This window comes from Anaerococcus provencensis (assembly GCF_000312365.2).
Taxonomy (GTDB): domain Bacteria; phylum Bacillota; class Clostridia; order Tissierellales; family Peptoniphilaceae; genus Anaerococcus; species Anaerococcus provencensis.
On record NZ_HG003685.1, the window covers coordinates 137326 to 152463 of the forward strand.

12 protein-coding genes are annotated in these 15138 nt (G+C 34.9%); 11 read left to right on the forward strand and 1 reads right to left on the reverse strand.

What is annotated here, in order from left to right; genetic code table 11:
- Positions 1-24 precede the first annotated feature (24 nt).
- Complete coding sequence (locus tag BN38_RS01000) at positions 25-1107, reverse strand: CdaR family transcriptional regulator (protein WP_044565053.1); 1083 nt, start codon at positions 1105-1107, stop codon at positions 25-27.
- 135 nt (positions 1108-1242) lie between these two features.
- Between BN38_RS01000 and BN38_RS01005 the strand changes: the two genes are divergently transcribed.
- The 11 genes from BN38_RS01005 (at position 1243) to BN38_RS01055 (ending at position 14559) form a co-directional block, all read left to right on the forward strand.
- Positions 1243-2619: a GntP family permease gene (locus BN38_RS01005; RefSeq protein ID WP_044565055.1), complete on the forward strand. Its 1377-nt coding sequence runs from the start codon at positions 1243-1245 to the stop codon at positions 2617-2619.
- A 13-nt stretch (positions 2620-2632) separates the two neighbouring features.
- Positions 2633-4144 (forward strand): UxaA family hydrolase, encoded by a 1512-nt coding sequence (locus BN38_RS01010; protein WP_044565056.1) that lies wholly within the window; start codon positions 2633-2635, stop codon positions 4142-4144.
- Between the two features lie 30 nt (positions 4145-4174).
- Positions 4175-5083, forward strand: coding sequence for a 2-hydroxy-3-oxopropionate reductase (garR, locus tag BN38_RS01015; RefSeq protein WP_044565057.1), 909 nt, complete (start codon positions 4175-4177; stop codon positions 5081-5083).
- The gene (locus tag BN38_RS01020; RefSeq protein ID WP_044565058.1) at positions 5061-6389 is read left to right on the forward strand and encodes an enolase C-terminal domain-like protein; all 1329 of its coding nucleotides are present in this window, start codon (positions 5061-5063) and stop codon (positions 6387-6389) included. Before garR ends, BN38_RS01020 begins: the two co-directional genes overlap by 23 nt.
- A gap of 9 nt (positions 6390-6398) precedes the next feature.
- Complete coding sequence (locus tag BN38_RS01025) at positions 6399-7304, forward strand: dihydrodipicolinate synthase family protein (protein ID WP_044565059.1); 906 nt, start codon at positions 6399-6401, stop codon at positions 7302-7304.
- Complete coding sequence (locus BN38_RS01030; RefSeq protein ID WP_044565060.1) at positions 7304-8455, forward strand: glycerate kinase family protein; 1152 nt, start codon at positions 7304-7306, stop codon at positions 8453-8455. Before BN38_RS01025 ends, BN38_RS01030 begins: the two co-directional genes overlap by 1 nt.
- Before the next feature lie 250 nt (positions 8456-8705).
- Positions 8706-9686: an Ldh family oxidoreductase gene (locus BN38_RS01035; RefSeq protein WP_230197696.1), complete on the forward strand. Its 981-nt coding sequence runs from the start codon at positions 8706-8708 to the stop codon at positions 9684-9686.
- A complete protein-coding gene (gene sppA / locus BN38_RS01040; RefSeq protein ID WP_044565062.1) occupies positions 9679-10644 on the forward strand; it encodes a signal peptide peptidase SppA in 966 nt (321 codons plus the stop codon). The genes BN38_RS01035 and sppA overlap by 8 nt, the downstream gene beginning before the upstream one ends.
- Positions 10637-11107 carry an RDD family protein gene (locus tag BN38_RS01045; protein WP_044565063.1) on the forward strand — a complete coding sequence of 157 codons (471 nt, stop codon included), beginning with the start codon at positions 10637-10639 and terminating at the stop codon, positions 11105-11107. The genes sppA and BN38_RS01045 overlap by 8 nt, the downstream gene beginning before the upstream one ends.
- Positions 11108-11382: 275 nt before the next feature.
- Positions 11383-11883: an IS200/IS605 family transposase gene (tnpA, locus tag BN38_RS01050; RefSeq protein ID WP_084593708.1), complete on the forward strand. Its 501-nt coding sequence runs from the start codon at positions 11383-11385 to the stop codon at positions 11881-11883.
- A gap of 147 nt (positions 11884-12030) precedes the next feature.
- Entirely contained in the window at positions 12031-14559 is a 2529-nt protein-coding gene (locus BN38_RS01055) for a ribonucleoside-diphosphate reductase subunit alpha (protein WP_044565064.1), read from the forward strand.
- Positions 14560-15138: the final 579 nt, after the last annotated feature.

Below are 15138 nucleotides of genomic sequence, written 5' to 3' on the forward strand. Positions count from 1 at the left end.
GTATATAAATCTACAAAGCTATCTTTATACTCCAAGAAAAGCAAGCCACAATACAACATAACCATTAAGCTCTCGTGGATTATAACCAGTTAGTTTATAAAGTTTATTTAGTTGATATTGAATAGAATTTTTGTGCATAAAAAAATGCTCAGATAGTTTCTTTATGCTTCCGTTATATATACCATAATAAGTTATTAAATTCTTAAAAAATTTAAGTTCCTTGCCATCTAAATTTTTTAGAACTCTATATGAGTACTCATATAATTTTTTTTCCTCAATATCTGTTACTAAGAATCCTATATCAATATCATCATAAAATAAAAGATTCCCTTTTGGTTTGGTAAATTTTTCCCATTTTAATGAATTATGGCATTGATTATAATACTGATCTGAAGAATTTAAAGATTTAAAATTTTCACTTATACCAAAAATAGGATCGAAGTTAAATTTATTTTTTAATATTTTTGTTATTCTACCTAGATATTCAGTCACTTCCTGTTTTGAGTTAGTTAATAAAAGTATAATTATCTCATCATTAACAATAGATATATAAGAGTTGTTAATATCTCCATTTATAATCAAGTGGTTTAATAAATTATTTTTGTCTATATCATATACGTTTTTTACTTTGGCGGTAGCCAAATATTTATTTTTAGAGAAGATATTAGATGGTATAAATGAATGGTATTCCATTCTGTTATATATAATTGCTTCTATTAAGTTTCTTGTTCTCTCTTTCTCTAGATCTTGTATTTCTTTCAACCACTGATCTCTAAGTAAAATTTCCGTCATTTTTTTTATGATATTACCATATTTTTCGACTTCACTTACTTCTCCAGAAATACCAATAACACCAACAACTTTATTTTCTAGTTTCACAGGTACATTTATCCCTTTTTTACTACCTTTATATTGGTCATCATACTCAATCACTATTGAAGTTTTCTTTTTAACACACTCTTTACCCGCTTCGTGAAAAGTATTTATCCTGTCAGGGTTAGTAGAAGATATAATAATTCCATCTTCGTCTATTAAGTTTATATCTTGATTTATTACTTCTTTTAAAGTATTAACAATCTCATCCCCTAATTTTTTTTCAATAATCATTTATTACCTCCTTTACACTATTATTACACATAACTATAATCTTTCAAGGAAAACGTAAATATATTATTACAAATAATATAGAATAACAAAAGATTTATTGATATCATATTATCAACAACAAATAAGGAGGAAAATATGGATCAAAGTACACAAATGATTTTAGGGCTTTTTCTAGGTATTGCGGTTTTGATTTTCTTATCTATGAAAACAAAAATACATACTTTTATAGCTCTTATAATCGCTGCTTTAATCACGGGTTTAGTTGGAGGAGCGAGTGTAACGACGACTCTGGAGTCAATTACAACTGGCTTTGGTAAGACTTTAAGTAATAGTGGTATTATTATAGGTCTAGGTGTTATGATGGGTATAGTTTTGGAAAAATCTGGAGCTGCTCAAAGAATAGCCATGACTTTCATTAAATTATTTGGTAAAAATAAGGAAGAATGGGCACTGGGTTTAACTGGATACTTAGTATCTATACCGGTATTTTCAGATTCGGGTCTTGTCATATTAACACCAATTGCGAAAGCGTTATCAAAACTTACTGGTAAATCGGTAGCAGCGTTAGGTCTTGCTCTGGCTACAGGATTACAACTTACTCACGTTTTTGTACCACCTACACCGGGCCCACTTACTGTAGCTGGGATTTTTGATATAGATGTAGGCGCTATGATTTTGACTGGAGTTATAACAACTATTCCGCCTTTCATAGTATCTATGCTCTATTGTAAATGGTTAAATAAAAAATTATATTTTACAGAAAGTGAAGATGGATTAACAATTGAAAAAGGAGAGTACAGATCTGACCTAATTAAAAGTATAGATGATGTTAGTACTATATATAATGAATCTGAACTGCCATCCAGTTTTCTATCTTTTGCACCAATTATAGTACCTATAATATTAATATTCCTAAATTCTTTAGCTAATTTCTTGGAATGGGAAGGCGCTGCTATACCATTTATTAATTTAATTGGTAGCCCTATTGTAGCGTTGATAATTGGAACTCTATTATCAATATATGGCTTGGGGAAAGGTATGGATAGAAAAGAAGTTTTAAATCATATGGAAGATTCTACTAAGGCTGTAGGTATGATTATGCTTATAACAGGAGCCGGAGGTTCATTAGGAGCAGTAGTAAGAGACTCAGGAGTGGGTGATGCTCTAGGTCAAGCGGTTCTTAATACACATATACCAGCTTTATTAATACCTTTTGTAATAGCTGCGTTGATGAGGATTGCATTAGGATCTGCTACAGTTGCTTTAACGACTGCTGCTACTTTAACAGCACCGCTTGTAGTAACCCTTGGTATGAATCCGTTATTGGGAGCTATGGCAACTTGCGCTGGTGGTGTTTCTTTTAGTTACTTTAATGATTCGGGTTTCTGGGTATTTAATGGTCTTTATGGATTAAAAGATATCAAAGATCAATTTTGGGCTAAGACTATGATATCATTTATAGGTTCGGGTGTAGCGCTTCTAACGGTATTTATTATGAGCTTTTTTCTCTAGGTAGTATATATAAATGAAAAAAGAATATGTAAAAATTAATGATAATGATAATAACGTAACTATAATTAATCCTGATGGAATGAAAAGAGGTGATAGATTAAGTGATATAGATTTAGAGATACTTGAAGATATACCACAAGCCAATAAGTTATCTATTGTAGATATAGAAAAAGATGAACCAATAATAAGATATGGAGAAACTATTGGATATGCTAATAAAGACATAAAGAAAGGAGAGTTAATAGATCAAAATAAGATATATATTAAAACAGTTGATGTTTTAGATATAAACACACCTTTTAAATCAAGATATATAAAAAAACAAGTCAATAATAGAGATAGATATTTTTATGGGTATGAGAATAAAGATGGTTCTGTGGGTACTCGTAATTTACTAGCTATATCTACAAATGTTCAATGTAGTGAGGGCTTCGTAAATGTTTTAATAGACTATCTTAAAAAAAACATCTTACCTAAGTATCCAAATGTAGATGGAATAGTTCCTATTAGCCATGTATACGGATGTGGTGTTGCAATTAATGCTGACAACTCCGAAATTCCGCAAAGGATAATATCTAATATTCTCACAAATCCTAATTTTGGTGGAGAGGTAATGTTGGTATGTATAGGATGTGAAAAATTTACACCTGATATGATCGATACTGTAAGAGATGAAGAAATTATTAGTCAGCAAGACTCAAACTTTAAGGCAACCTTCGAGAAAGCTATAGTAATGGCTGAAGAAAAATTAGACAGGCTAAATAAAAGAGTTAGAACCAAACAGCCTCTATCAAAATTAAAGGTAGGTCTACAATGTGGTGGATCAGATGCTCTAAGTGGAGTTACGGCAAATCCAACTATTGGATATGTAGCTGATAGATTGGTTGAATATGGTGCTAGTGTTATTTTTTCAGAGGTTACTGAGGTTAGGGATGCCGCTCATATCCTGTTGGAAAGAACCAAAGATTATGACTTGAGGCGCAAGCTAATAGATGAAATGCTTTGGTATGATAATTACTTAGATAAGTCTCATGCGGATAGATCAGCAAATCCATCCCCAGGTAATAAAAAGGGTGGACTAGCTACAATAATTGATAAAGCTATGGGCTCAGTAGCAAAGTCGGGAACAACAGATATTGTAGATGTACTTTCACCTGGAGAATTAATTAAGAAACCTGGGCTTACCTTTGCAGCGACTCCGGCAAGTGATTTTGTTTGTGGTACGTGTCAAGTTGCTAGTGGAATAAATTTGATGCTTTTCTCTACTGGCAGAGGGACAACGTATAACTTAGAGCAAGTTCCAGTTATAAAGTTATCCACAAATATAGCACTAGAAAATAAATGGGATGATTTAATAGATTTTAAAACTGGAAAATTAGTGTATGGTGAAACATCAATAAGTGACTTAGGTGAGGAACTCATTGATTATATAGTTGAAGTTGCCAGTGGAACTATCAAGACAAAGGCTGATGATTTAGGACTGTTTAATCAATTAGTAGTCTTTAATCCAGCACCAATAACGTGATTTATATTAGAAAAAGAAAGGAATTTTAAAATGAAAATAGGATTTATAGGATTAGGAATTATGGGAAAACCAATGGCTTTAAACTTAATTAAAGCAGGTTATGATTTAAATGTAAATACACTAGAGGCAGAAGTAATAAAACAGTTTGAAGCAGAAGGAGCAAAAGGATATTCTACTGCTGTAGATGTAGCAAGAAATTCAGATATTATAATTCTAATGCTTCCTAACTCTCCAAACTGTGACCAGGTTATATTTGGAGAAAATGGTCTTAAAGAAGGTCTAACAGAAGGTCAAATTATTGTAGATATGAGTTCAATAAATCCGGTGGAATCTCAAAGGTTTGCTCAAGAGCTTGAAAAAATAGGTGTGGCATACATTGATGCTCCTGTATCAGGTGGGGAACCAAAAGCAATAGATGGTACACTTGCTGTTATGGCTGGTGGTAACAAAGAAAAGTTTGACGAAGTTCTACCAATAATTGAGAAAATGGCTAGCAGTGTGGTATATACAGGAGATGTAGGAGCAGGTAACACTACTAAACTTGCCAATCAGATAGTTGTAGCACTAAATATTGCGGCAGTAAGTGAAGCCTTTACACTTGCAGAAAAAGCTGGGGTTGATCCAAAAGTAGTTTATAACGCTATTAGAGGTGGCCTTGCAGGATCAACAGTTATGGATGCTAAAGGAACTATGATGCTTGAGAGAAGATATGACCCAGGATTTAGGATTGATTTACACATAAAGGATCTTCAAAATGCATTAGATACAAGCCATACTGTAAATGCGTCTTTACCATTAACCTCAAATATAATGGAAATCTTACAAGCCATCCGCAATGATGGAGCAGGACAATTAGACCACTCAGCAATTGTGAAATACTATGAAAAGATTAATAACATTGAAATAGGAGATGAAATTGACAACACCGAAAATAACTAAAATGGAAGTGTATCCAGTAGCTGGATACGATAGCATGCTGATGAACTTATCAGGAGCTCACGGCCCTTATTTTACAAGAAATATAGTTATACTAACTGATGAGAATGGAAATGAGGGACTGGGTGAAGTTCCTGGCGGGGAGAAAATAACAAACACAATTAAAGAATGTGAAGAACTAGTCGTTGGTAGAAATATAGGTGAATATAAAAATATTGTCTTAGATATCGCTAAAAAATACGAAAACTTTGATGATGGCGGACGTGGTTTGCAAACATTTGACCTTAGAACTATCATTCACGTATTAACTGCAGTAGAGACACCGTTGCTTGACCTAGTAGCTCAACATTTAGAAGTACCAGTTGCATCTATTTTAGGCGATGGTCAACAAAGAGAAAGTGTAAAATTCTTAGGATATTTATTCTATGTTGGAGATAAAGATAAGACAGACCTTGATTATCTTGACAATGATGACGATTCAGATAATTGGGGAAGACTTAGACGAAAAGAAGCTTTAACTCCTGAAGCAGTTAGAGAACTTGGAAAAGCTGCCTATGAAAGATATGGATTTAAAGATTTCAAACTTAAAGGTGGAGTGCTAGATCCACATGAAGAAATTGAAGCAATCAAAGCATTGAAAGATGAGTTTCCTGATGCTAGAATTACTTTGGATCCAAATGGAGCTTGGAGTTTAGACGAAGCAGTAGAGGTATGCAAAGATATGCATGGAATCTTAACATATGTTGAGGATCCGTGTGGTGCAGAAGATGGATTTTCAGGCCGTGAAGTGATGAGTGAATTTAGATCAAGAACAGGTCTACCAACTGCGACAAATATGATTGCAACTGACTGGAGACAAATGAGACACTCTGCATATTTACATTCTGTTGATATACCACTAGCGGATCCACACTTCTGGACAATGACAGGTTCAGTGAGGGTATCTCAATTATGTCATGATTTTGGCATGACATGGGGCGTTCACTCAAATAACCATTTTGATATATCTCTGGCTATGGTTGCTCATACAGCAGCAGCAGCACCTGGTGATTATAATGCATGTGACACACACTGGATTTGGCAAGATGGTCAAGAACTATGTAAAAACCCAATGACTATTAGAGGTGGGGAGATAGAAATACCTAAGTCGATGAAAGGATTAGGTATCAAGATAGATAGAGAAAAATTAGAAAAAGCGAATAAGCTTTACGTTGAAAAAGGACTTGGTGCTCGTGACGACTCAATTGCTATGCAGTATCTAATTAAAGATTGGAAATTTGATAATAAAAAGCCAAGTCTAGTTAGATAGGAGTAGAATATGGGTTTCGTATGCAACTTAAATTTACACGGAATAGTTGTTCCGATAATAACACCTGTAAATGAACAAGAAAAAGTTGAAGAATCAAAGTTAAGAAATCAAGTCAACTATGTAATAGACGGTGGTGTTAATGGAATACTAGCGTTTGGATCTAATGGAGAATTCTATATGCTCGACCCTGAAGAAATGGAAGAAGCATTTAGAATTATAGTAGATGAAGTTAATGGACGAGTTCCTGTATTCTTTGGAATAGGCTCTATAAGAACAAGTAGATGTATAGAGTTAGCTAAAGTTGCAGAACAGCTTGGAGCCGATGGTATTTCTGTAATACAACCAATGTTTCTAAGACCGACAGAAGAAGAGTTATACAATCATTTTAAATCTATAGCTGATTCTGTACCAAATCTTTCAATGCTTTTATATAATAATCCAGGAAGAGTTGGATATACGCTTAGTTCAAATCTTGTAGGAAGACTTGCAAAGGATTGTGAAAATATAGTAGGAATGAAAGATTCTAGTGGAGATATTACCCAATTATCTGAGTTTATTAGGGTTACAAAAGATGAGCAATTTTCTGTAATGGGCGGTAAAGACACCTTGATTTATCCTACACTAGCTATGGGTGGCTGTGGAGCGGTTTGTACCACAGCAAACATATTTCCAGAATTGGTAGTAAGTATTTATGATAAGTATGTAAATGGTAATTTACAAGGCGCGTTAGAAGATCAATATAAACTAAATCCAGTAAGACTAAGTATGGATCAAGCATCTTTTCCAGTTGCTACAAAAGATATGGCTAATCTTAGAAACTTAGACGTTGGATTACCTATTAAACCTAACTTAGCTACGAGCGGAGATGTACTTGAAAAGATGAGATTAGAAATGGATAAAGCAGGTTTACTATAATGAGTCAGCAAAAAGAACATTTAAGTATAGTTATCGCCTCTGATTCTTATAAGGGTTCCCTATCTAGTTTTGAAGTGGCGGAGCTAATGACAGAAGGATTCAATAGATTAAGCAAAGACTTGAATATTAAAAGTTTTTCAATAGCAGATGGTGGAGAAGGAACAGTCGAGGCTTTAGCTAAAGAAAATGGTGAAATTATAGAATTTGAGGTAACTGGACTGTTTGGAGAAAAGACTATAGGAGAGCTGGGAAAGCTAGATGACAAAACTTGTGTTCTTGAGACTGCTTCACCATGTGGTCTTAATAGGCTTAAGGATGATCAATTAGACCCGTACAAAGCAACCAGTCGAGGTATAGGTGAAATGATAGTTCACGCTTTGGATATGGGTTTTGAAAATATATACATAGGTCTAGGTGGATCTGCAGTAAATGATGGAGGCATAGGTTTAGCCCAAGCTTTAGGGGCAAGTCTTACAGACATCAATAACAATGATGTCCCTTACGGAATAGATGGGTTAAAATGTGTAGCAAACATCGATACTTCTTTATTAGATAGTAGGATAAAAAATACAAATTTTATATTATTATCAGATGTTACAAACCCATTAATTGGAATTAACGGTGCAACCTTTGTATATGGACCACAAAAAGGAGTGCCTACATCAGAGCTTGAAGATATTGATAGATACATGGAGAATTATGGTAAATTATTGAGTAAAGATACTGGTAAAGACATAATTAATACTACTTCTGCTGGAGCTGCAGGAGGAATTGGGGCAACCCTCATAGCGCTGACCAATGCTAAGATTGAGAGAGGCATTGAAGCTATTATAGACCTACTCAATATTGAGAAGTTTATTGAGAAAGCTGATATAGTTTTTACGGGAGAAGGAAGGATAGATGGTCAATCAATAAACGGGAAGGCACCAGTAGGTATTGCAAAAATTGCTAAGAAATATAACAAGCCAGTAGTTGCTATAGTAGGATCCAAGGGAGAAGGATACGAGAATGTGTTAGATCATGGAATTGATTTGGTAATAGATTTAGTGAATCAACCTATTACACTGGATGAATGTATAGCCTCTACACCAGTAACTTTACCGACAACATCATATATGGTATTAAAACTATTTGATTCTATAATAGAATAATGATAAAAACTCTTGCTGATTGATGAGCATTAGATCCTTTAAAGATTTAACAAATATTCATTTCGCAAGAGTTTTTATATTATGTAAATATGTAAATAGGCCACTAGGGACCTATACATTTCAATTATTTCTTAGTGTTAACGATAATTGTCATGCACTAATATTATACTTATCAAAAAATTTGTGGCAACGATAATTTTATATTGATAAAAACATTTAAATCTAATATACTTTTACAGAGGAGTTTATGATGAAATTTGATGAGTTAAAAAAGCTAATTAAAGATGCTCTCCTAAAGGCGGGCTTGTCCGAAGAGGATGCAGAGCTTTTGGCTAAGGTTCACACCGAATCATCTAGAGATGGTGTTTATTCTCACGGACTAAACCGAGTGCCCAAATTTATAGAGCTTGTAGAAGATGGATCCATAGATATACATGCAAGGCCTACTTTGCTAAAGTCTATGGCCATGGTCGAACAATACGATGGAAACTTTGGCATGGGAGTAAAGAATGCAATCTTTGCATCAAATAGGGCAAAAGCCTTGGCACAGGAACATGGCCTTGGTCTAGTTAGCCTAAGAAACACCACCCACTGGCAAAGAGCTGCTACCTACACTATGAATATCTGTGAAGATAATCTCATAGGCATAGCCTGGTCAAATACCGACTCCAATATGCCAGCTTGGGGATCAGATAAGATTAATATTGGAAATAATCCTCTTTCTATTGCTATACCTTATGGTGATTTTGTTTTGGATATGGCTATGAGCCAGTATTCTTTTGGCAAACTCCAAGTAACTGCATCAAAAGGAGAAGAATTAGCCTATATTGGTGGCCTAGATAAGGATGGTAATGAAAGTAAAAAGCCAGAGGATATTATTAATGGAGGCCTTGCCTATCCAATGGGATATTGGAAAGGATCTGGACTTGCCATAGCCCTAGATATACTGGCAGCAATCCTAGCTGATGGGAACACCACCTATGATGTGGACAAGATGGATAAGGGTATGTGTATAGGGATTAGCCAAGTATTTATCGCCATAGACCCGAAGAATTTTACTGAAGATTTTAAGGGGAAAATGAGTGATACTATTGCCTACATCAAGGATGGGTCAAGCAAGACTACTTATCCGGGAGAAAGAATGATAAGAAAGAGAAAAGAGTCCTTAGATCAGGGCATAGAAGTTGACGAAGAATATGTGAAAAAGTTAAAGGATTATATAAATGGATAATAAAAAAAGATGGTTAGCAGCAGGCTTAGCTTTATTAGTTTTACTAGTTTCCCTATTTACTGAGGGCAAGCAAACAAAGATTGATGAAAACAAAATCAGAAAAGATGCCTTGGATAAATTCTATCAAATGGATGAGGAAGAACTTTATGGTTCAAATCCTATGGAAAAGATATCTGTAATCAATGTTGACGGAGTTATAGCCAATGACGTCAACAATGATACAATTGTTGAGCAGCTAGAAGATGCTCGCAAGGATCCAAGTGTAGTTGGTGTTATTATGCACATAAATTCCCCAGGAGGATCTGTTTATGCAAGCGAGAAGATTTATAAGGAAATTAATAAACTTAAAGAAACAAACAAACCTGTCTATGCAGTAATGCAAGAGATAGCAGCAAGTGGTGGTTACTATATATCTGCTCCATGCGATAAGATTTTCGCATCAAATGAGACCTTTACAGGCTCAATTGGAGTTATCATGCAGTCATATTCTCTTGAGGGATTATTTGAAAAATATGGCATCAAGGAACAAAATATCAAAACCGGCAAGATGAAAGATGCAGGCTCTCCTGGCAAAGCTTTGGATAAGGAAGAAAGAGAATACTTACAAAATCTTGTTGACTCAGCCTTTGCTCGCTTTGTAAAGGTTGTTGCTGATGGTAGAGATATGTCAGAAGCTGATGTTAGGAAACTTGCTGACGGTAGAATCTATGATGGAAGCCAAGCTGTAGAAAATGGTTTAGTTGACTCCATAGGAGATTTGGAAGCGGCCTATAAAGATATGGCAAAAGAATACAATTTGTCAGATCCACTTGCAGTAGAAAAAGTTGATGTATTTTCAAACTTTAGCAAATACCTACCAGGATTCAAATCAAATAAATCAGACCTAGAAGTATTGGAAGAAATGATGAAGGCTGAAGGGCTAAAGCCAATGTATCTTTACGGAGGTTCTTATGAATGAAAATAAATTACCATCCTTTGCCTATGCTGGTTTTTTCATAAGACTAGTAGCCTTTACTATTGATATGGTTGTTGTTTATGCTTTGAAAAGAATTGTCACAAGTTTTGTTGACCCAAACACTGCAATTGCCTTTAATTTACATGTAGATGTTTTAATATATTGGATACTCACCCTGGCGTATTTCACCCTCACCACATATTTTAATAAAGGCCAAACATTAGGCAAGATGATTACCAATATACGCGTTGTTTCCATAGACGGAAGTGATTTAGATTTCCTACAAATTGTTTCACGTGAAACATTTGGAAGATATGTTCAAAACAAGTTTATGTTTTTGTATTTGATAGTTGGCTTTGCTCCTATGAAACAATCACTAATGGATATACTTTCAGACACTGTTGTAGTAAGGGAAAATGTTAGTTTATACTTTGCTAACGAAGATTTAGAAATAGTCACAAATTAATATAAAATTAAACTGACAAACACCTTAAAAATTGGCAAAGATTGAAAACAAGGCCTTATCCTAAATTTTCAAAAGCATACTATATGTGGTATAATTTAATAAGAAATCTAGAAATAAACACTATATCTAGTGTTTATTTTTCTTTTTGTTCACTTAAGTGAGTTGAGCGAACGAATGTGAGCGAAACAAAAAACCACCTGCTATGCAGGTGGAGGGATTAAGCTTTAGCTTCAAGACCAAAAAATTCTCACTTGTAATATAATTGTGATAACCACATGCACAATAAAAACAAGGAGAATAAATTGGACAACAATAGTTTATCACATACAAAATGGAGATGTAAATATCATATAGTATTTGCCCCTAAATTTAGAAGACAAGAAATATATGGGAAACTAAAAAAAGACATAGGTCAAATACTACGAGAACTATGTCAAAGAAAAGGAATAAACATAATAGAAGCGGAGCTGTGCCCAGATCATGTCCATATGCTTATAGAAGTACCACCAAAATATAGTATCTCAGAAATAATGGGATATCTAAAAGGAAAAAGTTCACTAATAATATTTGATCGACACGCAAACTTAAAATATAAATATGGAAACAGACATTTCTGGTGTAGAGGTTATTACGTGGATACAGTAGGGCGAAATGAGAAAATGATAAAAGAATATATACAAAATCAACTAAAAGAAGACTATTATGCGGATCAAATAAGTATCAAGGAATACTATGACCCGTTTACGGGAGAGTCAGTAAAAAGGAGCAATAAATAAACTGCTTAAGCAGAAGCTGCGAAAGTGGTGCATGTGGAGATAATACTCGACAGCCCCAATAGGGGCGTGCCAGTATTCGCGCCTTCTAGGCGCTATGCAAACTACCAGCTAAGCTGGTAGTTCTGATTGTAAAATTGAGGAGTAATAATGGAAATAATTAAAAGAGATGGGACTTATGTTCCATTCGAACAAGAAAAAATTGAGCTAGCCATAAAAAAATCTTTTGCTTCTGTAGATTCTATGGTTTCTGACGAAAAGCTAAGGTATATGTCAGACAAAATCGTAGCAACTATCAAGGAAAAATATCCCAAAGACCACACAGTTACAGTAGAAGAAGTACAAGATTTAGTTGAGCTAACTCTCATAGATGAAAATTATTACAGAGAAGTAAAATCTTACATCCTATATAGGGCCAAACACAATATGGATCGTAGGGTTATTACTGATTTTGAAAACTTTATTACTGATAAAGAAGTACTAAGAATACTTGAAGAAATCCAAGAAGAATTTGACAACCAAAGATATCCTATCGAATCTTTATATTTGAAATTTGAATCTTTCACTAAGCCAAATATGACAGAAATGGACCACTTAAAAGCCCTAATCCGTGCTGCAAGTGAGCTTACAAGCAAGGAAGGTCCAGATTGGGAAATCATTGCAGCTAGGTTTTTGATGCACGAGATCGACCTAGAGATCGAAAGAAACGAAGAAAGATTTGATATCTATGACTTCAAATCCAAAATTGAATACCTCACTCAAGCAGGTCTTTATGGAGAATATATCTTAGAAAACTACAGTTCTGACGACCTTGATGAGCTAGAAAGCTACCTTAACAAGGATCGCGACAAGTTATTTACATTTTCAGGTCTAGACTTAGTAAAGAAAAGATATCTTATAAAGACCTTTACAGGAGACATCATAGAAAGTGTCCAAGAAATGTTTATGGGCATTGCCATGCACCTAGCTATCCCAGAAAAAGACAGAGTGGCCTTTGCCAAAAGACTTTATGATATCCTTTCAAGCTTAAAAGCAACTATGGCAACCCCAACTATGACCAATGCTAGAAAGCCATTTAACCAGCTTTCAAGCTGCTTTATAGACACAGTTCCAGATACTCTAAAGGGAATCTACCGTTCTATAACAAACTTTGCCGAAGTTTCCAAGCACGGTGGAGGTATGGGACTTTACTTTGGTAAGGTTCGTGCCAATGGGTCTGATATCCGAGGTTTTGAGGGAGTTGCAGGTGGAGTTATCCGTTGGATAAGACTTGCCAATGATACAGCCGTTGCCGTAGACCAACTAGGAGTACGCCAAGGTGCTGTTGCCTGCTATCTAGATATCTGGCATAAGGATATACCAGAATTCTTGGCCCTAAAGACCAACAACGGAGATGACCGTATGAAAGCCCATGACATCTTCCCAGGCGTATGTGTACCAGACTATTTCTGGGAACTTTGTAAGGATGATATAAACGCAACTTGGCATATGTTTGACCCACACGAAGTGGACAAAAAATATGGCAAGGCCCTAGAAGATACCTATGGAGATGAGTGGAAAGAATTCTACCTAGAACTTGTTGAAGACAAAAATATTTCTCGCCGTATCATGCCTGTAAAGGAAATGGTGAGATTACTAATCAAATCATGGACAGAAACAGGTACACCATTTGTCTTTAATAGAGATGCAGTAAATAAGATGAACCCTAACAAACACAAGGGCATGATTTATTCATCAAACCTATGTACAGAAATCGCCCAAAATATGAGCCCATCAGAGACAGTTTCAACAGAAATAGTAGATGAAAATGGCGATACAATCATAGTAAACAAGACCAAGCCTGGAGACTTTGTTGAATGTAACCTAGCAAGTCTAACCCTTGGAACTCTTGACGTAAACGATCAAGCAGACCTAGAAGAAACGGTAAGAACAGTAGTCCGTGCCTTGGATAATGTAATAGACTTAAACTACTATCCAACACCTTATGCAGAAGTAACCAACAAGAAATACCGTGCCATTGGCCTTGGAACAAGTGGCTACCACCACATGCTAGTAAAAAATGACATCAAATGGTCAAACAAAGAAGCCCACGGAGCCTTTGTCGATAGGGTCTATGAGGATATCAACTACTATGCAATCAAAGAGTCCATGGAAATAGCCAAAGAAAAAGGATCCTACAAAGAATTTGAAGGATCTGATTGGCAAAATGGTGACTATTTTAGCCTTAGAGACTACAAGAGCGAAAGATGGGAAGAACTAAAAGCAGAAGTTGGCAAAAACGGCCTCAGAAATGGCTACCTAATGGCCATAGCTCCAACAGGATCAACATCAATCATATCAGGAACCTCAGCAGGAGTTGACCCAATCATGAGCCGCTACTTCCTAGAAGAAAAGAAGGGGGCCATAGTGCCAAGAGTAGCACCAGGACTTACAACCAAAACTTTCTGGCTCTATGAAAATGCCCACGACATTGACCAAAACATCTCAATGGAAATGGCAGGAGTAAGGCAGAGACACATAGACCAAGCCCAATCAATCAATATTTATATAACAACAGAATACACCATGAGACAAATCCTAAATGTCTACATCAAAGCATGGGAATCAGGAGTAAAATCAATCTACTATGTAAGAGGCAAGAGCCTAGAAGTAGAAGATTGCGATTCTTGTGCAAGCTAATTATGATAGAAATGATTTATCTAACAAATCAAACTGTATTCTAACTATATTACTAATAATTACCTTTATCTTTTTTGTAGGATTTTTACTATCTATATTTGGGAAAATGAAATATTGGAATATATATGTATGCCTATATTAAGCTTAGTATTAGGATCTAATATATATAGGAATGAATAAGCTAATAATGAGCTGAATCCATAAATACGCAATAACTTAATAATATTTTAAACGGAATGTAACCTGTAATCAATAGGGAACATTCCGTTTATTTTGTCCTTATTGTATCCTATCCACATTTCAGGGATATAGGGTGGGATATGGATTATTTCTGTGACATAAGTGAACCACTTTTGGACTATAACTGTGTACTCTTTTTCGGTTGACATTTACAACTATAAAAAGACCTAGCATCAACAAATCAGGAACCGTATTTTATCAATATTTTTAAAACTATATGTTAAATAATTATAAAAAATAAATTAACTATATTTGCGCATATAAAGGATTATGATATAATAAAAACGATAATGATTATCGCTTGCAACACGGAATAATTTTTATGTTGCTTGATGCCTG